Genomic DNA, 20983 nt, shown 5'->3' with positions numbered 1-20983 from the left:
TGAGACTTATGATTGCGGACGCGCCGTGCCGCTGCGCGGGTAACGCTTGGCAAAGTCAGCGGCGATTTCTTCCATGGTGACGAACTTCACGCCCTCAAACTGACGGATGTGGTCGAAGATGCGCTCGTGCATCTTGAGGACGTGCGGTTTGCCGGAAACATCCGGGTGGATGGTAAGCGGGAAGACGGCATAGTCATAATTTTCATAGACCCACTCGAACTGGTCGATCCACATTTGCTCGAGGTCGCGCGGGTTGACGAAGCCGTGGCTATTGGGCGCGGCCTTGATGAACATCATCGGCGGGAGGTCGTCGAGGTTCCAGGACGCAGGGATTTCGATCAGGTCGGTTTCGGGACCTTGGGTAAAGGGTTTCATCCAGTGCGACGGATGCTTGGAATAATCAATCTTCGTCCAATCGTCACCGACGGTGACGTAATAGGGGTGGTGGTCGTTGTGCATCAGGGAGTGATCGTAAAGAATACCTTTTTGCTTCAGCAATTCGTTGGTCTTGGAGCCGAACTCCCACCAGGGGGCCACATAACCGCGCGGCGGCTTGCCGGAAAGCTTGGTGATGAGATCGACGCATTTGTCGAAGATCGCTTCTTCCTGTTCGGGCGTCATGGCAATCGGGTTTTCATGGCTATAGCCATGCATGCCGATTTCGTGACCGGCATCGGCAACCTGCTTCATCTCATCCCAGAATGTCTCGATCGAGTGCCCGGGAATGAACCAGGTGGTCTTGATGCCCCACTTTTCGAAGAGACGGAGCAAACGCACAGAGCCGACCTTGCCTGCAAAGACGCCACGGGAAATATCGCAGGGGCTGTCTTCGCCACCGTAAGAGCCAAGCCAGCCCGCGACGGCATCGACGTCGACACCATAGGACACCAAAATTTCCTTCGCCATGATCGCTTCCTTCTGTAATGGCCGGGTCGGCCTGATTGAATTCAGGGCAGTTCGGTTGGAGGGAGGCCCGAGCGGCTGCCCCCCATGCTGATATGTTTGCGCATATAATAAAGCGCACCGTCTGGATCGCCGCGTTCGATCGCCTCCAGGATCAACTCATGCTCCTTGACCGCAGGCCAAAGATCGCCAGGGTGCAGGACCGGCATGCGCTGGCTCTCCTGCATGACGCCGGCGAATGTCCGATGCATATCGACGAGGAGGCGGTTGCCGGAGATCGCCAGGATCTGGCGGTGAAACTCGGTATCTGCCTCCACGTAACCGCTCAGATCTGCGTCCTGTGCCGCGCGGCGAAATGCGGCTAGCGTGTTGCTCAGGGCGGCAAGATCGTGCTCCGTGCGAGACATCGCAGCAAGTTGCGCAGCATAACTCTCGACGACATGCCGCAACTGGTACACCTCGCGAAGAGAATAGGGTGCGGCTTTTGGCCAGGCACCGTTCCTCTCGTCGCTGCCATCGGCGATAACGAAACCGCGACCATTGTCTTGAGCTTTGATTTTGCCTGTGGTCAACAAAACGGAGATGGCCTCACGAAGCGTCGCTCTGCTGATGTCGAGCAGCCTTGCAAGCTCCCGCTGCGGTGGCAGCGCGGAACCCTGCGACCAGTGGCCTTCAGCGATCATCGAGGCGAGTGCTCTCACCGTTGCCGCGACAGCGCTTCCGCCTGCGCTTCCCGCTTCTGCTTTTTTCCCGATCGCTGTCTCAACCAAGTGTGCGCTCCATCTTGGTCTGACCAAGAGTTCCATTCAATACAGAAGATCGGATTTCGGTCAGGCCGTCAACGTCAAAGAATAGGCAGTTGGTGCCCAATTCTTCGCCATTTGACAATCTTGGTCAGACCAAGTTAGCTGACGTAAAGATTTAGGGGAAAGATCATGACGAAAACTGTTTGCCTCATCACCACGGGCGGTACGATTGCCTCGCAGAAAAATGCGAGCACAGGCCATGTGACGGCGAAGCTTGGCGCAAGCGAGCTTCGGGCGTCGTTGGGAAGCCGTCTCACCGGTGTCGAGCTGGTGGTCGATGAATTCATGACGGTGGGGAGCTTCGCACTCTCGCTCGAAGACGCCTTTGCTCTCGCCTGCAGGATAAGAGACCATCTCGCCGACCCCAAGATCGACGGTGTCGTCGTCACGCACGGAACCGACACAATGGAGGAGAGCGCCTATATGGCCGATCTTCTCATCGATAGCGAGAAGCCGGTCGTCTTTACCGGTGCGCAGCGCGCTGCCGATGAACCGGATGGCGATGGTCCACGCAACATTGCCGACGCGGTTCGCATCGCTGCATCTGAGACCGCCCGCGGTCTGGGAGTCCTTTTGTGTTTCGAGCAGGAGTTTCATGCAGCCCGCGACGTGACGAAGTCCCACACCTCTCGCACCGACACGTTCATCTCTGCCGAACATGGGAAGCTGGGTGAAGTCGATGGTGACTTGGTCATCGTGCACCGGCGCCCGGTGGGCCCGGGCAAAATTCCTGCGACACGTGTCGAGACGGATATCGAGATCGTCAAGCTCGGAATCGGCACAAGCGACAGGTTCCTGCGCTTCGCCGCCTCGGAGGGAATGCGTGGCATCGTGATCGAGGGCTTTGGCCGTGGCAACGCCACACCTACCGTCACGGCTGCCGCTATCGATCTCGTCAAGAGCGGTGTTCCGGTCATCATGACGAGCCGATGCCAACGTGGTCGCGTCAAGCCGATCTATGGGAATGGTGGCGGCAAAACGCTTGCGGAAGGCGGCGTTATCTTTGCAGGGGATCTCAGTTCGCAGAAGGCACGCGTTCTTCTGGCGATGCTGCTCGGATCCGGGTTGGGAATCGAGGACATACGCCGTGAGGTCGAGCGCTTCGGTCTTTAGTCGGCGTGTCGGTCTATCGAATGCTTGAAGCGGGACCTTTGGAGGTCCCGCTTCATTCTTGACGTCAGTCGATACGAGCGCCGCTGGCGTTGAAGAAGTGCAAATCTGCCGCCTTTGCGCCGATCTGCACGACGTCGTCCATCTCGATGCGCGAGCGTCCGGCCACACGAAACACGATGGCGCTGCCATCTGCCAATATGCCATGCACGTAGCTTTCCGCGCCGACCAGTTCCACCGCAGCAACCTTGACGGAGGCGGTAAAAGCCTCGTCCTGGTGAGCGTCTGCGATCAGGTGGAGGTCTTCCGGACGGATGCCGAGAGTGGCTGCTGTGGCCGGAATTGCCGCGGTCTGCGTCATCGACCAATTGCCGGACGATGTCCGGATCGCCAGCAGGTTCATCGACGGCGAGCCGATAAAGGTCGCGACAAAGGTCGTTGCCGGACGCTCATAGAGTTCGATCGGCGTGCCGACCTGTTCGATGCGCCCTGCATTCAGGACCACGAGCCTGTCGGCCAGCGTCATCGCTTCCATCTGATCATGCGTGACATAGACGCTTGTCGTTGCAAGCGAGCGCTGGAGCCGCTTGATCTCGACACGCATCTGGACGCGAAGCTTGGCATCGAGGTTCGATAGAGGCTCGTCGAAGAGATATGCGGCGGGTTCGCGCACGATGGCGCGGCCCATCGCCACGCGCTGGCGCTGGCCGCCGGACAGTTGCCTCGGCTTGCGCTCAAGGAACTGCTCGATCTCGAGCGCCTTGGCTGCCTGCTCGATACGGCGATCGATCTCGTCTTTCGGCGTATTGCGGTTCTTCAACCCGTAAGCAAGGTTCTGCCGCACCGTCATATGCGGGTAGAGCGCGTAGTTCTGGAACACCATGGCGATATCGCGCTCTGACGGCTCCAAGTCGTTGACCACCCGATTGCCGATGGAGATTTCACCGCCTGAGATGCTCTCAAGGCCTGCGATCATGCGAAGCAAGGTGGACTTGCCGCAGCCGGATGGGCCCACAAGGACAACCAGTTCCCCATCGGCGATCTGCAGCGACACGCCTTTGATGGCTTCGACATTGCCATACATCTTGCGGACATCGTTCAAAACAATCTGGGCCATTACTTTTCTGTCTCCACAAGACCTTTAACGAACCATCGCTGCATCAAAACAACGACGATGATAGGTGGGATGATAGCGAGGATCGCGGTTACCATGACGTAGTTCCAGGGGGTGGAGGCGTCAGTGAAATCGACCATGCGGCGCAGGCCGATGATGATCGTGTTCATCTTGGCATCGTTCGTGACCAGAAGTGGCCAGAGATATTGGGTCCAGCCATAAATGAACAGGATCACGAAGAGTGCTGCAATGTTGGTGGTCGAGAGCGGAAGAAGGATGTCCTTCATGAAGCGGAAGGGTCCGGCATTATCGATGCGCGCTGCTTCGACCAGTTCTCCCGGGATGGTCAAGAAGAACTGCCGAAACAGGAAGGTTGCCGTCGCTGACGCCATCAGAGGCAGGGTCAGGCCTGCATAGGTGTCGATCAAACCGAGATCAACGATCACCTTATAGGTTGGCAGGATGCGTACTTCGACTGGCAGCATCAGCGTGATGAAGATCATCCAGAAGAAGAACATCCGGAAGCGGAAGCGGAAAAAGACGATGGCGAAAGCGGAGAGGAACGAGATGATGATCTTGCCGACGGCAATCGCCATTGCCACAACGAAGGAGTTGAAGAGCAGGCGTTCAAGACTGACGCCGACCACACGTTCGACACCACCCGCCACGGCTTCCCGATAATTTTCTATCAGATGTCCGCCCGGGAGCAGCGACATGGGCGGGCGGATGATGTCTTGCGACGTCATCGAGGAAGCAATGAACGTGTAGTAGATCGGGAAGGCGACAATGATGATGCCGATGATGAGGATGAGATGGCCAATGCCATTTGCGATGGGGCGTTTTTCAATCATGTCCGGTCCTCATCCGTAATGGACCCGCTTCTCGACGAAGCGGAACTGGAAGGCAGTCAGGCCGATCACGATGATCATCAGGATCACGGACTGGGCCGCGGATGAGCCAAGGTTCAAATTGACGAAGCCATCATTGTAGACCTTGTAGACCAGCGTTTCGGTCGCCTTGGCGGGACCGCCTCCGGTTACGGCATGGATGATGCCGAACGTGTCGAAAAAGGCGTAGACGGTATTGACCACCAAGAGGAAGAAGGTGGTGGGGGCCAGAAGCGGGAAGATGATGGTCCAGAAGCGCCGGCTCCCACGAGCACCGTCGATGGCTGCGGCCTCAATGAGCGATTTAGGGATTGCCTGAAGACCGGCCACGAAGAAGAGGAAATTGTAGCTGATCTGCTTCCAGGCGGCTGCGACGACAATCAGCGCCATTGCCTGGTCTCCCTTAAGCAACGGGTCCCACTGGAAGCCGGTCGAGCGTAGCAGATAGGCGAGCGTTCCCATGGCAGGGTTGAACATGAAGAGCCACAGCATGCCGGCAACCGCTGGTGCCACGGCATAAGGCCAGATAAGCAGCGTGCGATAAAAGGTCTGTCCGCGCACGACCTTGTCGGCGGCCGTTGCAAGCAGCAATGCTACGGCCATGGAAACCAGGGCCGTCAACGCACTGAAGACGATCGTGACCTGAAGCGCGTGGAGATAATTCGGGTCCGAAAGTGTATCGGAAAAATTGGCGAGACCGACGAACGTCGTTTTAAGCCCGAATGCATCTTCCTGCAGCACCGATTGATAGATCGCCTGGCTTGCGGGCCAGAAGAAGAAAATCGCCGTCAGGATGATCTGGGGTGCCAACAGGAGGTAGGGCAGGATTTTGTTCGGGAAGTGAACCGTGTGCAAGGGTGATGCTCCTCAGCCGGCCAGGGAAAAAGCATTGCCCGCATCCAGAGATGCGGGCAGCGGCTTCAGCTTATGGTGATTACTTGGAGGCAGCCGCGATGGCTGCATTGCCGCGCTCGACGATCTGGTTCAGCGTCGTCTTGGCATCCTGCTTACCAGCCAGCATGGCTTCGAACTGCTCGTTCATGATGTCGCGGACCTGTGGCAGGTTTGGCAGGCGAACACCCTTGGAGTTTTCCGTCGGTGCCTTGCCCATCATCTGAAGGATCGGCGTTTCACGCGCCGGATTCTTTTCGTAGAAGCCGGAAGCCTTCGTGGCTTCGTAAGCGGCATTGGTTACAGGCAGATATCCGGAAACCTGATGCAGGCGTGCCTGGATCGGCGTTTGCGACAGGAAGTGGAAGAACTGGGCAATGCCCTTATATTCTTCATCCGTCTTTCCGCCAAAGACCCAGAGGCTCGCGCCGCCTGGAATGGTGTTCTGTGGTCCGTGACCTTCGTAATAGGGAAGCTGTCCGATGCCGTAATTCATTCCCGACTTTACGATGTCGCCAAGACCGCCGGAAGACTCGGTCAGGATTGCGCATTCACCCGACAGGAAAAGCTGTTTCGCTTCGGACGTGCGACCGCCGTAACGGAACGTCCCGTCCTTGGCCATATCGGCGATCGACTGGAAATGCTCGACAAAGAGCGGCGCGTTGATCTTCAACTCCACCTTGCCGCCACCGAGGCCGTTTTCATTCGTGCCGTAAGAAACATTGTTCCAGGCGGCGAAGTTCTCGGTCTGGATCCAGGTCAGCCAGGTCGAGGTGAAGCCACAGGGTGCCGCACCGCTTTCCTTGATCTTGCGAGCCGCTTCGAAAACTGCGGGCCAGGTCTTTGGAGGGTTCTCCGTGTCGAGGCCGGCTTTCTTGAAGGCATCCTTATTGTAGTAGAGGATCGGCGAAGACGAGTTGTACGGGAAGGACAGCATTGTGCCATCCGGCTTGGAATAATAGGCAACGATGCCTGCCAGATAGTCGGCCTTGTTAAACTCGAATCCACCCTTCTTGAGAACATCGGCGACCGGCATGATGGCGCCTTCTGCACCCATCATGACACCAGAGCCAGCATCGAAAACCTGAATGATGGCTGGAGGCTGCTTCGACCGGAAGGCTGCGATCCCCGCATTAAGGGTTTCCGGATAGGTGCCCTTGAACACCGGTGTGATCTTGTACTCGCTCTGGCTCTCATTGAACTCCTTGGCGAGCTGATCGACCACCTCGTTGTTCGCACCGGTCATGGCGTGCCACCATTGCAGCTCGGTCGCGGCAAAGGCAGAGGTGCCAAAAGAAAGCGAAATAGCAAATGCCGCCGCGGATGCAGCGAGACGTTTCGTGGACATGATGCCTCCCTAGTTTTACGCATGGTCCAGCAACAAGCTGTCCAGGATTTTTTTGCGCCGGAACCTCCCAGAACCAGCGGCAACTCGCTTCATTCGAAGCGTGTCATATAGAAAACGAAAACAAGTGAACGTGCAACGAAATTATGACAGTTGGTTTTCGCGGGTTGTGCAAAACCAAGGGCTGAGAAGATCAATGGGCCACTGGCTTAGGCGTGGAACACTCCAGACGATGTAGAGAAGCCCCGAAGACAATCGTCCTCGGGGCTTCTGGTTTGACGATATTGTGATCGCCGTCACACCGCTTCGCTCATTTTGTAGTCGGTGTTTGCAGGCTCTTGCTTGTGCTGAATCAGCGGGCGGTTGCCGGAGAGTTTGCGAACGAGCACATAAAAGACCGGCGTCATGAAGATGCCGAAGATCGTGACCCCGATCATGCCTGAGAAGACTGCGACGCCCATGGCGGCACGCATCTCGGCTCCCGCACCCGTAGAGATGACCAGCGGCACCACGCCCATGATGAAGGCAAGCGATGTCATCAGGATCGGACGCAGGCGAAGGCGGCTGGCTTCGATGGCCGCGGCAACCGGTGAGCGGCCTTCGAACTCCAGTTCCCGTGCGAACTCCACGATCAGGATGGCATTCTTCGCCGATAGCCCGACAAGGACGATGAGGCCGATCTGGGTGAAGATGTTGTTGTCTCCGCCCGTCAGCCAGACGCCGGTCATGGCGGCGAGCACGCCCATCGGCACGATCATGATGATCGCGAGCGGCAGAGTGAGGCTCTCATACTGTGCGGCCAAAACCAGATAGACCAGCAGCAGCGCCAACGGGAACACCAGCAAACCTGAGCTTCCGGCAAGGATCTGCTGATAGGTCAAATCCGTCCACTCAAAAGAGATGCCCGATGGCAAGGTCTCACTGGCAATGCGTTCTATGGCTGCCTGGGCTTCGCCGGAAGAGAAGCCGGGCGCTGGGCCGCCATTGATATCAGCCGACAGGAAGCCATTGTACCGCGTTGTGCGCTCCGGGCCGGTCGTGGCATTCACCTTCAACAATGCGGACAGGGGTATCATCTGTCCATTCGATGAGCGAACTTTCAACTGACCGATATCTTCCGCCTGGGAGCGGAACTTGGCATCGGCCTGCACACGCACGCTGTAGGTGCGACCGAAGGCGTTGAAGTCGTTCACGTAAAGAGAGCCAAGATAGATCTGCAGCGTCTCGAACACGTCCGTTACCGAGACACCCAGTTGCTCTGCCTTGGCACGATCGAGATCGGCGTAGAGCTGCGGCACATTGATCTGGAAGCTTGAGAACAGGCCAGCCAGTTCGGGCGTCTGATAGGCTTTGCCGAGGAAGGCCTTGGTGACCTCGTCGAGCGTCTGGTAACCGAAGCCTGCGCGGTCTTCGATCTGCATTTTGAAGCCGCCTGTGGTGCCAAGTCCGTTGACGGGCGGTGGCGGGAACATGGCGATGAAGGCATCTTGCACCGCGCCGAATTTCTGGTTGAGCGCCATAGCAATAGCGCCGCCAGAAAGCTCCGGTGTTGTGCGCTCTTCAAATGGGCTCAAGGCGACGAAAACGACGCCCGCGTTCGAGCTGTTGGTGAAGCCATTGATGGAGAGACCCGGAAACGCGATTGCATGTTCGACGCCTGGCTGCTGCATGGCAATATCACTCATGCGCTTGATGACGTCTTCCGTCCGGTCGAGACTTGCAGCATCCGGCAACTGGGCAAAGCCGATCAGATACTGCTTGTCCTGCGCAGGCACGAAGCCGCCGGGCACCGCATTAAACATGGCATAGGTTGCGCCTGCGAGCAGCATATAGACGACCATGACTATGCTCTTACGATTGAGCAATCCGCCGACGCCCTTGCCATACCCGTTCGAGGCTGCTCCGAAGGCGCGGTTGAAACCCCTGAAGAAGCCACCCAGCACCTTGTCCATGCCGCGGGTCAGCCAATCCTTCGGTGCGTGGTGATCCTTCAGAAGCAGGGCTGCCAGTGCAGGAGACAATGTCAGCGAGTTAATGGCCGAGATGACCGTCGAAATCGCGATCGTCAATGCAAACTGACGGTAGAACTGTCCCGAGAGGCCCGAGATGAAAGCAAGCGGCACAAAGACGGCCACGAGTACCAGGGCGATCGCAATGATCGGACCCGAGACTTCCTTCATGGCGCGATAGGTCGCCTCACGCGGAGAAAGACCGTTCTCGATGTTGCGCTCGACATTTTCGACAACGACGATCGCGTCATCCACGACGATGCCGATCGCCAGCACAAGCCCGAACAGGCTGAGCGCATTGATGGAAAAGCCGAAGACATACATGACGGCGAATGTACCGATGATCGACACTGGAACGGCAATCAGCGGGATGATCGAGGCGCGCCATGTCTGGAGGAAGAGGATAACGACGATGACGACGAGAGCGATGGCTTCCAGCAGCGTGTCAATGACCTTGTCGATCGAGGCACGGACAAACTCGGTGGTGTCGTAGACGATTTCGTATTTCACGCCATCGGGCATCGCTTTCTGCAGGTCCTGCATGGTCGCAGCGACCTGGTCTGAAATGGTGATGGCGTTCGAACCGGGAGCCTGGAAGACCGGGATAGCCACCGCAGATTCGCCGTCAAGCAACGAGCGCAAGGCGTAATCGGCTGCGCCGAGTTCGACACGCGCCACGTCACGCAGGCGGGTGATCTCGCCATTCGAGCCGCTTTTGACGATGATGTTGCCGAATTCTTCCGGAGTGGAAAGCCGACCTTGTGCGTTGACGTTGAGCTGCAGATCGACGCCGTTCGGGCTTGGCGAAGCACCGATCGTGCCGGCTGCCGCCTGTACGTTCTGTTCGCGAATAGCGTTGCTGATATCGCTTGCGGCAAGGTCGTGCTCGGCGGCCTTCTGCGGGTCGATCCAGATACGCATGGAGTAATCGCCGGCACCGAAGATCTGTACCTGGCCCACACCCTCGATGCGCGCCAGTCGGTCCTTGATGTTGAGGACGGCGTAGTTGCGCAGGTAGGTGAGGTCGTACCGATTGCCAGGAGAGACGAGATGCACGACCATCATCAAGTCAGGAGAACTCTTGACGGTGGAAACGCCGAGGCTTCTGACTTCAGCGGGAAGACGCGGCTCGGCTTGCGAAACGCGGTTCTGCACCAGCTGCTGCGCTTTGTCCGGATCGGTCCCCAGCTTGAAGGTGACAGTCAGCGTCATGACACCGTCGGAGGTCGCCTGGCTGGACATGTAGAGCATGTTCTCTACGCCGTTGATCTGTTCCTCGAGCGGTGTCGCCACCGTCTCGGCAATGACCTTCGGGTTGGCACCGGGATAGGTGGCACGAACGACGATGGAAGGTGGCACGACTTCCGGATACTCGGAAATCGGCAAGGCGCGCATGCCAATCAGGCCTGCCACGACGATAAGAACCGATAGGACGCCAGCAAAAACTGGCCGGTCTACGAAAAATCTGGAGATGTTCATGGGTTAGCCCTCTCCGGGTGAATTCTGAACGCGGGAGACCACCCCGGTCGCGTGTCGCCACCGGCAGGGATCTTTCTGCATCGATTGGGAATAGGACGGGCCGAGGAGGGCCCGTCGGATCAATTAGTGGGCTGCGGCGAGCTTGTCGTCGGTCTGCGGAGTCACGACCGCACCGGGGCGGATGCGCTGCAAGCCGCTGACGACGATCTTGTCTCCGACCTCAAGGCCGCTTTCGACGACACGCATTCCCTCGGCCGATGGGCCGGGTTTGATCTGGCGGTAGTTCACCTTGTTGTCCTTATCGACGACAAAAACGAACTTCTTGTCCTGATCGGTGCCAATCGCGCGGTCGGTGATCACGATGCGCTTTTCCGACTTCGGCTCGCCCAGTCGGACGCGAACGAACTGACCGGGAATGAGATGCCCATTGGTGTTGGCGAATACCGCGCGGACGCCGATGGTGCCGCTCGCACCGTCTACCTGATTGTCGATCAGATGCAGGGTACCCTTGATGGGCGTGCCCTCATCGGCGAGCGTGCCGACTTCAACGGGGATCTGCTCCAGCGCCTGAAGTGCCCCGTTAGAGGTAGGCAGTTGCGACAGCGCCTTGGCGACGATCTCCTCGCTGGCATTGAAGCTTGCATAGATAGGATCGACAGACACAAGCGTGGTGAGAGCAGGGGATGCGGAGCCGGCGGCAACCAGATTGCCGACCGTCACATCAAGCTTGCCGACGCGTCCTGAAATCGGTGCGCGCAACTCCGTGTAGCTGAGATCGAGCTGTGCCGTCGTCAGTGCTGCGCGGGCGGCCCGCAGTTGCGCTTCGGCCTCCGCCACATTGCTTTGGCGTTGATCAAGATCGCTTTGCGAAATGGTGCGGTTGTCGGAAAGTCGCCGACCGCGCTCCAGTTCGGTTTTAGCAAGGCCGATCTTTGCGTCCGCCGAGGCAACCTGTGCCTCCGCACCCGCAACCGCTGCCTGGTAGGGAGCTGGATCGATGGTGAAGAGCAGATCACCAGCCTTTACCAGTGCGCCTTCACGGAAGTGAACCGCTTGAATCTGGCCAGCAACGCGGGAGCGGACCTGAACACGCTCGACAGCTTCGAGCCTGCCGGAAAATTGCTCCCAGTGGGTGATGTCTTTGCTTTGCACAACTGCGACCGTCACTGGAACCGCAGGCGCCTCCGCCTGCGGAGCCGCAGCAACGGCGCCCGTCGTCATGGGAAGATCGAATAGCAGCGCTGCGGCTGCTACGGACATGGCAAGTCCTATGCCGGCACCCGCAAGGGCACGGCGCTTGTTCTTGAGCGTCATGGGATACTCCTTGGCTTCGTAAGGAAGCCGATCAGTGATTGTCTAAAATGCTAATTCTTGAGGTCTTGAACAAAACCCGAAAACTCGTCGCAAACAGCCGAAAGCCACTTGCCACCCTCACCTCGATAAAGCCCTGTCCAGCCGGAGCCGGCAGGGAAAACATGCAGCCGAACTTGTATCCCTGCATCACGCAGGCGCGCGGCATAATTCACTGTCTCGTCACGCAGAGGGTCGTCCTCGGCGGTAAAAATCAAAGCTGGGGCCACACGGTCGAGCCGTGTACACTGGCACGGTGCCGCGTATGGGTGCGCTACCCCACAGGCCTTTGCCAGGTACCGGCTCCAGCCTTCGGCCCAACGCTGCCGCATGCCGATCTTGTCGGCATCCCGAAAGGAGGTCGACGCCATCAGCGGATCGATCATCGGCGACAGCAAGATCTGTCCTGCCAGTTTCCCAGGCATCCGATCACGAGCCTTTAGCGCCAGGCCTGCGGCAACATTCCCGCCAGCCTCTTCTCCCGCCACGAACAGCAAGGATTTCGCGCTACCATACTGCTTGCGGCTATTGCTCAGACAATCGAGCGCATCGAAAGCCCGATCGATCACAGCCGGAAACTCATTGCAGGAGCCGGTGCTATAATCTGCCTCGATGACCACCGCTCCACTTTCGGCAAGCGCTTTCGCGACCGGTAGCTCCTCGCGCTGAGCCCCTTCTGCCAGAAAAGAGCCACCTCTAAGATAAAGGACCAGCGGAGGCGTCCGCACTTTGCCTTCGTTGCTGTAGACACGCACGGACAGGGGCGTGCACGTTGTGCCGCTCGTTTCGATCTCGTGCCACCGGGTGTCCATCATCGTTTCCTTGAGAGACTCTATCTACGTCTCTTGTAGTACTTTCTAATATGGATATATTGTTCGGGATAAGTTGCGCAAGCATCCAAATTCGAAAACACTATTCCAAATAAACGGACAATCGAGCGAGGTTGACAGGATGGACCAGCTAGCGGCGATGCGCGTCTTCGCACGGGTCGTTGAGACAGGAAACTTCACAAAGGCTGCCAATGCCCTGAATATCCCCAAGACGACCGTGACCAACATGGTGCAGGGTTTAGAGGCGCATCTGCGTACAACGCTACTGAACCGAACGACGCGCCGCGTCATGGTGACCACAGACGGTGCACTTTACTATGAGCGTGCAACGCAAATCCTGGCGGAAATCGACGAGTTGGATGGTAGCGTTTCGAGCGCCAACGTCCAGCCTTCCGGTCGCCTGCGCGTGGAGATGGCCGGGATGTTCGCCGATAAGATCATCATTCCGAATCTTTGTGATTTTTACCAGCGCTTTCCGCAAATCCGGCTCGACATCGGTGTTGGAGACCGTCTTGTCGATTACATCGCCGAAAACGTGGATTGTGCCCTGCGCGTGGGCACACTGCGTGACCAGTCGCTTATCGCGCGAAAAGTCTCGGACCTCGACTTTCTTACGGTTGCCTCACCCGCTTACATCGAGCGCTTCGGCATGCCAAAGACGCCGGAAGATCTGGAAGTCGATCATCATTGTGTTGGTTACCTGAATGCCAATGCAGGACAAGTGATGAGCATGGCCTTCGACGACGGTACCCGTACCGTTGAAATTAGCCCGCGCTACATCGTATCGGCGAACGATGCGAGAACCTATCAGCATGCTGTTGTTGCCGGAATGGGCGTCGGACAATTGGTACCGTTCTCGATAAGGGACGAGATCAGGGAGGGAAAGCTGGTGCGTGTTCTTCCTGAATGGAAAAGCGAGCCCATGCCGATCTACATCGTCTACCCACAGACCAGACACGTGACGAACAAGGTTCGCGTTTTCGTTGATTGGGTGGCAAAGCTACTGAACAGAAGCGCACTGGGAACTTTATAATTTACTTTCATAAAGTTTTTTAAACAATTGAAAAACATGAGATACAGTCTCGTCATCATTTCCTTCGTTGCGTCAATGATCGATTTGCTGTCGTATGGATGAGGAGGCGCAAGTGGTGTCAGCGATCAATTCAGAACGATCGACCATCACCAAGCGCGCGTGTTTCAAGAGGAGGCAAGAAATGACCAAACGTATCGTTTTCACCGGGGGCACAGGCAAGGCTGGGCGCCATGCCGTTCCCAAGCTTCTGGACAAGGGATACTCCGTCCTGAATGTCGATTTGAAGCCCTTGGACTTGCCCGGAGTGAATACGCTGATCGCGGACATCATCGACAGTGGTCAGGTCTTCAATGCCCTGACGACCCATTTCGGTTTCGATGGTTTCGAAAACGGCGCTCCGCCTTCTGCGCCCGATGCCGTCGTGCACTTCGCGGCGATCCCTCGGGTGCTGATCGAGCCGGACAATGAAACATTTCAGGCCAATGTCGTCGGCACATACAATGTCATTGAAGCTGCGATGAAGCTCGGCGTCCGGAAAGTCATCATCGCCTCAAGCGAGACCACCTATGGTGTGTGCTTTGCGGAAGGAGACAAGGACTTCCACTCGTTTCCTCTCGAAGAGGATTACGATACCGACCCAATGGATAGCTATGGTCTTTCCAAGCTCGTAAATGAGAAGACGGCACGTGCCTTCGCCATGCGATACAAAGCCGATATATACGCCCTGCGCATCGGCAACGTGATCGAACCGCACGAATACGGCAACTTCCCGGCCTTCATTGATGACCCCATGTCTCGCAAACGCAATGCCTGGAGCTATATCGACGCGCGCGATCTCGGGGAGATTGTTCATCTGTGTATCGAGAAGGACGGCTTGGGCTTTCAGGTGTTCAACGCGGTCAACGACACGATCACGGCCGATCTTCCGACCGCCGAATTCCTCGCCAAATATGCACCCAATACGCCTGTGACGCGCGAAATGGGAAGGGACGAAGCACCGCTGTCCAATCGTAAGGCGCGAGAAGTTTTGGGATTCAAGGAAGAGCATCCCTGGAAGCGCTATGTGACAAGGTAGGCTCGGCCTGTCTGACCACGACGTAAAAATGATGGCGGGTCTAAATGCGGATCCGCCATTGGCCTCTTCTCCCGTTGATGCGTGAGCCTCCCCCCGCTTCAGGTCGTTCTTGTTTCGTGCGCCGTTATCTCAAAGCCGCTGCACATTTTTGCGTGGACCATGATTTAACGCTTTTTCTTGATGGTCTTGTTGCCACGTGGTCCGCTTAGCACTGGAGTGCGGCTGCTGTTTTCGGCAGACAGGCTTCTCCAACGTTCGAGGCGATCGGCATCGACCTCGCCTTTCGCTATCGCATCTTGTACCGCGCATCCAGGTTCATGCGCATGGGTACAATCGCGAAACCGACACAGAGGCGCTAACTCTGTGATCTCGGCGAAGAGCGTATCTATTCCGTCGGTGATATCGCTGACGTAGAGCGTCCTTATTCCCGGCGTATCGATGACCCAGCCACCGCCTTGAACAGCATGCAGGGACCGCGCCGTCGTGGTGTGCCGGCCCTGTGCATCAGACTCACGGATGGTTCCGGTTTTCTGCATAGCATCGGAGGCGGTCAGTGTGTTCACCAGCGTTGACTTTCCAACACCGGATGATCCCACCAGTGCAACAGTTTGACCAATGCCCAACCATGGCATCAACGAGACGACAGCATCGGCAGAGTGCCCATTCAGCGCAATCACGGGGAGATCGCGCTGCAATGCCTCTGCTTTTGACTGAAAATCCCCAACGTCTGCCGTTGTGTCCGCTTTGGTTAGCACGATCACGGGCTTGCTTCCGGCCTGGTCTGCCATGATCAGATAACGTTCCAGCCGGGCGGGATGGAAGTCCGCATTGCATGAGGTCACAATCAATAATGTATCGATGTTGGCGGCAACCAGTTGCTGGCCACGTCCGCCCTCCTGGCGTCTTTGAAACAGGCTTTTTCTGGCCAGTCTGGCGACAAACATTCCGGTCAGCGGATCGGCGAGGATCCAGTCGCCGACTGCAAAGTCTGCTGTGTTGCTGTTGGCTGGTAGTTCCAACGCAGCAGACCCCGCTACATCGATTGCCTCCACGCGTGAACGGTGAACCGATGATATGCGTCTTGGCGCCAAGCCGGAGTCTTTCTCGCTCACTTGATCGGCAAAGAAAGGGGACCAACCGAGTTGCTCAAGAGACGGGGTTATCGCAGTCGTCATGAACTGTTGCCTCGCCTATTTCTGGGGATCGCGGCTCGGCAGAGATCTTGCATAAGCGGCGGCTTCTCCTGAGTAAGGGAAATCTTCGCCCAATTGACGATCGCCATCGAGCACCTTGAACGTTGGACCATCGACCTCAGCGATCTTGTAGCCATTCACGTACTCAAATTTCGGCGTTCTAAAACCCATCGGCGTTCCTTCGCTCAGGCAAAATTGCTCTTGGAACTACCTGTCTATCAGGCAGCACCCTAAAATACGACGTGCAAAACCGCCGCGTCACTCGATACTCGATAGCGCGTCGATATCTTGTCCGATGGCACAAGCTGGGGTCGCTCGGATCTGAAGGCGATTGGACCTTAGTTTTTCTTCTTCTTTTTCTTTTTACCGGACGAGACGACGATATCCCGGTACTCGTCCATATCGCCCTCGAAGGTGGTGACAGTGCCATTGTTGACAAGCCACAGGCGGTCTGCAGTCGCTTCGATGAGATGACGATCATGCGAAATCAGGATGACCGCACCATCATAGTCGTTGAGAGCCTCGATCAGAGCTCGACGACTATCGATGTCCAGATGGTTCGTCGGTTCGTCGAGGATGAGCAGATTGGGCGCATGGAATGCTGCAAGCCCCATCAGCAGACGCGCCTTTTCTCCACCGGATAGATCCTTGGCCGCGGTTGCCATCTTTTCGGTGGCAAGACCCATTTGCGCGACGCGTGCACGCACCTTGGACTCAGGCGCCTGCGGCATCAGCTTGCGCACATGATCGACTGCTGAGTCCTCAGGCACCAGGTCATCCGTCTGGTGTTGAGCAAAAAAACCGACCTTAAGGGAAGGCGCTGTGCGCAGATCTCCAGTCTCCGGCGCGAGACGGCCGGAGATGAATTTGGCGAACGTCGATTTGCCGTTGCCATTCGATCCCAGGAGCGCGATGCGGTCATCATTGTCGATGCGCAGATCGATACCCTTGAGGATTGGATTTCCAGGCTCATAGCCAACAGAACCACCATCGATGGCGATGATCGGCGAGGCAGGCTGCTTTTCCGGGGTAGGAAATGTCATGGGTTGAACGTGATCTTCGATCACAGAAGACACGGTGCCCATCCGCTCCAGCGCCTTGACGCGCGATTGTGCCTGCTTGGCCTTCGATGCCTTGGCCTTGAAGCGGTCGATGAAGCTCTGCAGGTGCTTGCGCGCTGCCTCGTTTTTGACCTTGGCCTTGTTTTGCAGTTCGTCGTTTTCGGCCTTCTGGCGTTCGAACTGGTCGTATCCACCGCGATAGAACGTCAATTTCTTCTGGTCGAGGTGGACAATGGCATTGACGGCGTTGTTCAACAGGTCGCGGTCATGGCTAATGATGATGACTGTGTAAGGATAGCGGCGAATGTAATCCTCAAGCCAAAGCGAGCCTTCCAGATCGAGATAGTTTGTCGGTTCGTCGAGCAGTAGCAAGTCAGGTTCGGCAAACAGCACCGATGCCAGCGCCACGCGCATGCGCCATCCACCGGAAAAGGATGAGGCGGGGCGAAGCTGGGCCTCCTGATCGAACCCAAGGCCTGCCAAGATGCTGGATGCGCGCGCCTCGGCCGAATGCGCGTCGATATCAACGAGCCGCATCTGGATGTCAGAGATTCGTTCCGGATCGGTCGCTGTTTCCGATTCCAGCATCAGCGCAGCACGCTCCTTGTCGGCAGCCATGACAATCTCGATGAGACTATCTTCAGTGCCTGGAGCTTCCTGAGCCACCTGACCAATCCTGGCATTCTTTGGGATCGAGACTGATCCGGTTTCGGCGCCGTGATCGCCTGTGATGACTTTGAACAACGTGGACTTGCCGGCGCCATTCCGCCCAACGAGGCCGGCCTTGGTGCCGCTCGGAAGCGTAACGTTGGCTTTATCAAGGAGGAGACGTCCGGCGATGCGGGTCGAAAGATCAGAAATGGAAATCATGAAGACGTCTTGGTCAAACTTGCGGGTGATAGCAAGCGCTGGACGTTCTGCGCCTTTGATTAGGGAAAATAGAATTGTTTGTGGATGCTGCGTTGCAACACGTCACGCGTGAAGAACGCGGGCTTTCACAGGCCGACAAGGCATCTACGCGGAAATCAGGCTTGGACAAGACAAGCTGGTGGGCGGCACCTGCGGCCTAGATGCATGGTGGTACACCTGCCCTTAGGAGAGGTTTCTGCCGTAGACCTGCAACGCTATTAGAAACGTCAGACAGCCAATCGCCGTCAAGATCAGTGCTTTCTTCCAGGCCTCCTTGTCTCGATATGCCAGCGCCGCAATGAACGTGCACACTGTCCAGATACCCGTCGTCAGCATCAACAGCCATGAGTAGATGAAGGGTCCGAGATCGTATCCGCCCCCGCCGATGGACGGCCCGGCAGACAGATCAATCTGAAGCGAGATCAGTACGGAAACCGGAACGGCAAGCGCCGCGAGCCAGAGCCAGAAAGACCATCTGCGCATTATTACTCCATCAGCCTAAAATCGACCGCAGCGGCTTGGCGGTTCGATGCAGCAATCTGCTTTAGAAGGAGATGTGTTGCTTGTCATGGCCTTCGCAATGATGGGGTTTCGTTCTTATGATCTTGCGCGGTACGAGGTGTTCAACCTGAACCGTTGCGACGCAGGCGCACGAGGTCATACAGATGACAGTTGTTGAGCGTGCCTTCAAAGAGTGAAAGCTAGCGCGGCATGCGTGCAAATCCCTTCGCCAGGATCGGTCCCGTTGGACGCCCTGTTGGCGAACCGCCTGCTTGCTCAAGCGTCAGCTCGTAAAGCTGATCGGCGCGTGGTTTCGGAAGGGCTGGTCCTTGAAGGCGAGCCGAATGCACGCCGTCAAGCAGACCAAGGGAGACCGGCCCCACATCGCGCGATGGCAGGGTCCAGACCTGGATCGTCTTGTCGCGCGGAACGGTGAAATCGGCCAGCAGCCGGACAGAGGCTTCGTCATTGCCGAAATCCTCCACGACCGCCTGGACTTCGCCGGCATCATTGACAAGCACCGCGATGACCAGCGGTTCTACCGTTCTGGTCAGGCTGTAGACGAGTCCAACGGCCAGTAGCAGTGACGCGGCGAGAGAGGTGAGCGCTGCGAACTTCCAGCGCCTTAGGCCGTTGTCGTTTGCGACTGGCCGGTCAGGGGCACGATGGTCTTGACGGGGCAGAGCAGACTCGATGCGCCGCCAGAGGTCTTCGCTGACCGATTGAGGAACCAGGCTCGTGTCGAGTGGCAGGAACCGATCCCTGCTTGCCGCGATCGCGGCCTTGAGTTCAGGATCACGTTTCATGGCATCCTCGATCTCTCTGGCCTCAACCCCGTCGAGCAATCCCAGTACATACTCGTCGGCAAGATGAGGCACGTCCTTGCGGTCATAGTTCATGCCAGGCACTCCCGCAGTGCCGACAGTCCACGCCGGATCCATGATTTGGCAGTACCGAGCGGAATTCTCAGGCGACCTGCTATTTCGCCGTGTGAGTAACCGCCGACATAGGCCATCAGAATGCCTTGCCGCTTCGTGTCCTCGAGAGAGCCGAGGCATTCATAGAGGCGGGAATTGCGGTCCAAGCGATGCCAGGCCGCCATGATCTCATCTGCCTGCTGATCGTCGCGGAGCGTCTCAACGTCTTCGACCACATGCTCTCGTCTGCCGTCACGAAGCAGATTGAGCGCTCTGTTGCGGACAATGGCATAAATCCAGCCGCGTGCCGAACCGCTATCGGAGCGGTACTGATGGGCGTGCGTCCAGATGCGGATGAAGGCGTCCTGTACCACCTCTTCTGCAAGCTCACGACGCCGAACGATACGTTGGGCCACGGCGATAAGCTTGCCTGCCTCTTGATCGAATATCTGACGCAAGGCCAGCCGGTCGCCGTTGGCGCAGCCATTGAGCGCTTTTTCTAGATCAACCGGCAAAGAGCCCATCGCTGTCAAACTCATCTCCTCGGATCGGAAAGGTAAATCCGCTGTCTTTGCCATCTATACCCGGGTCGCGGCCACTTAGATGCAGCTTTCAAAAAAATTTTCACCTGCTGCATCCAATCGCATCCCCCGTGGTGTCTCAAGATGGAGGGTTGAAAGCCATGTGGCGAAACCTTCTTTGATTTTAAACGCACGGGAGAAGAATATGCAGACCATTCGTTTTGCTTTGGCAGCCTCCATATCCGTCGTCGCTACGGCGACATCCGCGCTGGCAGCGCCGGTATTGGGATTGAGCGGCGACAAGACACTCGTCATGTTCGACACGGAAAAGCCCGCGGTGTCGAAGACGATGGAGGTCACAGGCGTCGATAAGCTTGTCGGCATCGATTATCGCCCCGGCAACAAGACCGTCATTGGCGTTACGCCCGATCATCGCATCGTCAGCATTAATCTGGAAACGGGCGCTGCAAGCGATATAGCGAAAATGGACAAGATGCTGACGATCACCGATGCTCCGGTGGTGGTCGACTTCAACCCGATGGCGGATCGTCTGCGTTTCATGAGCGGAACCACCAACCACCGGGTTCACCCTGACACGGGTGCGGTAACGGTTGACGGTACGCTCGCCTTCGAAGAGGGCGATATGCACAAGGGCGAAACGCCGAATATCGTCGCGGCCGCCTATACGAACTCCATCGGAAAGCCGGAAAAGACGGCGATGTACAATATCGACGCCACCATTGGCGCGTTGATCCAGCAAACGAAGCCGAATGATGGGACGCTGAAGGCGATCGGTAAGCTTGGCCTCAAGGATAAGCCGGCGACATACGCCTTCGATATTCAGGGCATGGAAGGTGGCAAGAACACGGCCTACCTTGCCGCAAACAAGATGCTCTATACGGTCAATCTCGAAACCGGCAAGGCGACCGAAGTCGGCGCGATCACCGGCGTGGAGAATGAAGTGAGGGACATTGCCGTTCTGCCGGCGATGTAAGGAACGAGGGGGCAGGCGGCCAAAGCTGACTGCCTCCTTCCATCTCATAGACTGT

The 20983-nt window shown here is 57.3% G+C and carries 18 protein-coding genes and 1 pseudogene; 4 read left to right on the top strand and 15 right to left on the bottom strand.

What is annotated here, in order from left to right:
* Nucleotides 1-6 precede the first annotated feature (6 nt).
* Both ACTJK5_RS13410 and ACTJK5_RS13405 read right to left on the bottom strand, forming a co-directional pair.
* Nucleotides 7-906, bottom strand: coding sequence for a polysaccharide deacetylase family protein (locus ACTJK5_RS13410; protein WP_113225282.1), 900 nt, complete (start codon nucleotides 904-906; stop codon nucleotides 7-9).
* 41 nt (nucleotides 907-947) lie between these two features.
* Nucleotides 948-1673, bottom strand: a complete 726-nt coding sequence (locus ACTJK5_RS13405) for a FadR/GntR family transcriptional regulator (protein WP_162743284.1) — start codon at nucleotides 1671-1673, stop codon at nucleotides 948-950.
* A 165-nt stretch (nucleotides 1674-1838) separates the two neighbouring features.
* Here ACTJK5_RS13405 and ACTJK5_RS13400 point away from each other — a divergent pair, with 165 nt between their 5' ends.
* Nucleotides 1839-2822, top strand: a complete 984-nt coding sequence (locus tag ACTJK5_RS13400) for an asparaginase (RefSeq protein ID WP_312930740.1) — start codon at nucleotides 1839-1841, stop codon at nucleotides 2820-2822.
* A 64-nt stretch (nucleotides 2823-2886) separates the two neighbouring features.
* On the opposite strand, the gene ACTJK5_RS13395 is transcribed toward ACTJK5_RS13400, so the two are convergent.
* The 7 genes from ACTJK5_RS13395 to ACTJK5_RS13365 all read right to left on the bottom strand — a co-directional run bounded on the left by ACTJK5_RS13395 (nucleotide 2887) and on the right by ACTJK5_RS13365 (nucleotide 12706).
* Nucleotides 2887-3936 (bottom strand): sn-glycerol-3-phosphate import ATP-binding protein UgpC, encoded by a 1050-nt coding sequence (locus ACTJK5_RS13395; protein WP_113225279.1) that lies wholly within the window; start codon nucleotides 3934-3936, stop codon nucleotides 2887-2889.
* On the bottom strand, nucleotides 3936-4784 hold the full coding sequence (ugpE, locus tag ACTJK5_RS13390; protein ID WP_062424364.1) for a sn-glycerol-3-phosphate ABC transporter permease UgpE: 849 nt from the start codon (nucleotides 4782-4784) through the stop codon (nucleotides 3936-3938). The genes ACTJK5_RS13395 and ugpE overlap by 1 nt, the downstream gene beginning before the upstream one ends.
* 9 nt (nucleotides 4785-4793) lie before the next feature.
* Nucleotides 4794-5675 (bottom strand): sn-glycerol-3-phosphate ABC transporter permease UgpA, encoded by an 882-nt coding sequence (gene ugpA, locus ACTJK5_RS13385; protein ID WP_112358007.1) that lies wholly within the window; start codon nucleotides 5673-5675, stop codon nucleotides 4794-4796.
* Between the two features lie 79 nt (nucleotides 5676-5754).
* Nucleotides 5755-7059: a sn-glycerol-3-phosphate ABC transporter substrate-binding protein UgpB gene (gene ugpB, locus ACTJK5_RS13380; protein WP_113180358.1), complete on the bottom strand. Its 1305-nt coding sequence runs from the start codon at nucleotides 7057-7059 to the stop codon at nucleotides 5755-5757.
* Nucleotides 7060-7352: 293 nt separating this feature from the next.
* Nucleotides 7353-10544, bottom strand: coding sequence for an efflux RND transporter permease subunit (locus tag ACTJK5_RS13375; protein ID WP_062424367.1), 3192 nt, complete (start codon nucleotides 10542-10544; stop codon nucleotides 7353-7355).
* 123 nt (nucleotides 10545-10667) lie between these two features.
* Nucleotides 10668-11858 carry an efflux RND transporter periplasmic adaptor subunit gene (locus ACTJK5_RS13370; RefSeq protein ID WP_440612664.1) on the bottom strand — a complete coding sequence of 397 codons (1191 nt, stop codon included), beginning with the start codon at nucleotides 11856-11858 and terminating at the stop codon, nucleotides 10668-10670.
* Nucleotides 11859-11908: 50 nt separating this feature from the next.
* Complete coding sequence (locus tag ACTJK5_RS13365; RefSeq protein WP_112358009.1) at nucleotides 11909-12706, bottom strand: alpha/beta hydrolase fold domain-containing protein; 798 nt, start codon at nucleotides 12704-12706, stop codon at nucleotides 11909-11911.
* Between the two features lie 139 nt (nucleotides 12707-12845).
* Here ACTJK5_RS13365 and ACTJK5_RS13360 point away from each other — a divergent pair, with 139 nt between their 5' ends.
* Both ACTJK5_RS13360 and ACTJK5_RS13355 read left to right on the top strand, forming a co-directional pair.
* Complete coding sequence (locus ACTJK5_RS13360; protein ID WP_440612806.1) at nucleotides 12846-13757, top strand: LysR family transcriptional regulator; 912 nt, start codon at nucleotides 12846-12848, stop codon at nucleotides 13755-13757.
* A 181-nt stretch (nucleotides 13758-13938) separates the two neighbouring features.
* Entirely contained in the window at nucleotides 13939-14832 is an 894-nt protein-coding gene (locus ACTJK5_RS13355) for an NAD-dependent epimerase/dehydratase family protein (RefSeq protein WP_440612663.1), read from the top strand.
* A 164-nt stretch (nucleotides 14833-14996) separates the two neighbouring features.
* Here ACTJK5_RS13355 and rsgA read toward each other — a convergent pair whose 3' ends face one another.
* From rsgA to ACTJK5_RS13325, 6 genes and pseudogenes are all read right to left on the bottom strand, one after another.
* Nucleotides 14997-16007, bottom strand: coding sequence for a ribosome small subunit-dependent GTPase A (gene rsgA, locus ACTJK5_RS13350; RefSeq protein WP_440612662.1), 1011 nt, complete (start codon nucleotides 16005-16007; stop codon nucleotides 14997-14999).
* 15 nt (nucleotides 16008-16022) lie between these two features.
* Entirely contained in the window at nucleotides 16023-16196 is a 174-nt protein-coding gene (locus tag ACTJK5_RS13345) for a hypothetical protein (RefSeq protein WP_165456979.1), read from the bottom strand.
* A 176-nt stretch (nucleotides 16197-16372) separates the two neighbouring features.
* A pseudogene (locus ACTJK5_RS13340) lies at nucleotides 16373-17956 on the bottom strand (ABC-F family ATP-binding cassette domain-containing protein); the annotation flags it as partial.
* Between the two features lie 222 nt (nucleotides 17957-18178).
* Nucleotides 18179-18478, bottom strand: a complete 300-nt coding sequence (locus ACTJK5_RS13335; protein ID WP_274101234.1) for a hypothetical protein — start codon at nucleotides 18476-18478, stop codon at nucleotides 18179-18181.
* A 218-nt stretch (nucleotides 18479-18696) separates the two neighbouring features.
* Nucleotides 18697-19395 carry an anti-sigma factor gene (locus tag ACTJK5_RS13330; protein WP_440612661.1) on the bottom strand — a complete coding sequence of 233 codons (699 nt, stop codon included), beginning with the start codon at nucleotides 19393-19395 and terminating at the stop codon, nucleotides 18697-18699.
* Nucleotides 19392-19937 carry a sigma-70 family RNA polymerase sigma factor gene (locus ACTJK5_RS13325; protein WP_062424375.1) on the bottom strand — a complete coding sequence of 182 codons (546 nt, stop codon included), beginning with the start codon at nucleotides 19935-19937 and terminating at the stop codon, nucleotides 19392-19394. Before ACTJK5_RS13325 ends, ACTJK5_RS13330 begins: the two co-directional genes overlap by 4 nt.
* Before the next feature lie 202 nt (nucleotides 19938-20139).
* Here ACTJK5_RS13325 and ACTJK5_RS13320 point away from each other — a divergent pair, with 202 nt between their 5' ends.
* Nucleotides 20140-20928: a DUF4394 domain-containing protein gene (locus ACTJK5_RS13320; protein WP_162741883.1), complete on the top strand. Its 789-nt coding sequence runs from the start codon at nucleotides 20140-20142 to the stop codon at nucleotides 20926-20928.
* The last annotated feature ends 55 nt before the right edge of the window (nucleotides 20929-20983 follow it).

The organism is Agrobacterium sp. 22094 (genome assembly GCF_052046015.1).
GTDB lineage: Bacteria > Pseudomonadota > Alphaproteobacteria > Rhizobiales > Rhizobiaceae > Agrobacterium > Agrobacterium cavarae.
This window is presented reverse-complemented; position numbering and strand designations above follow the sequence as displayed.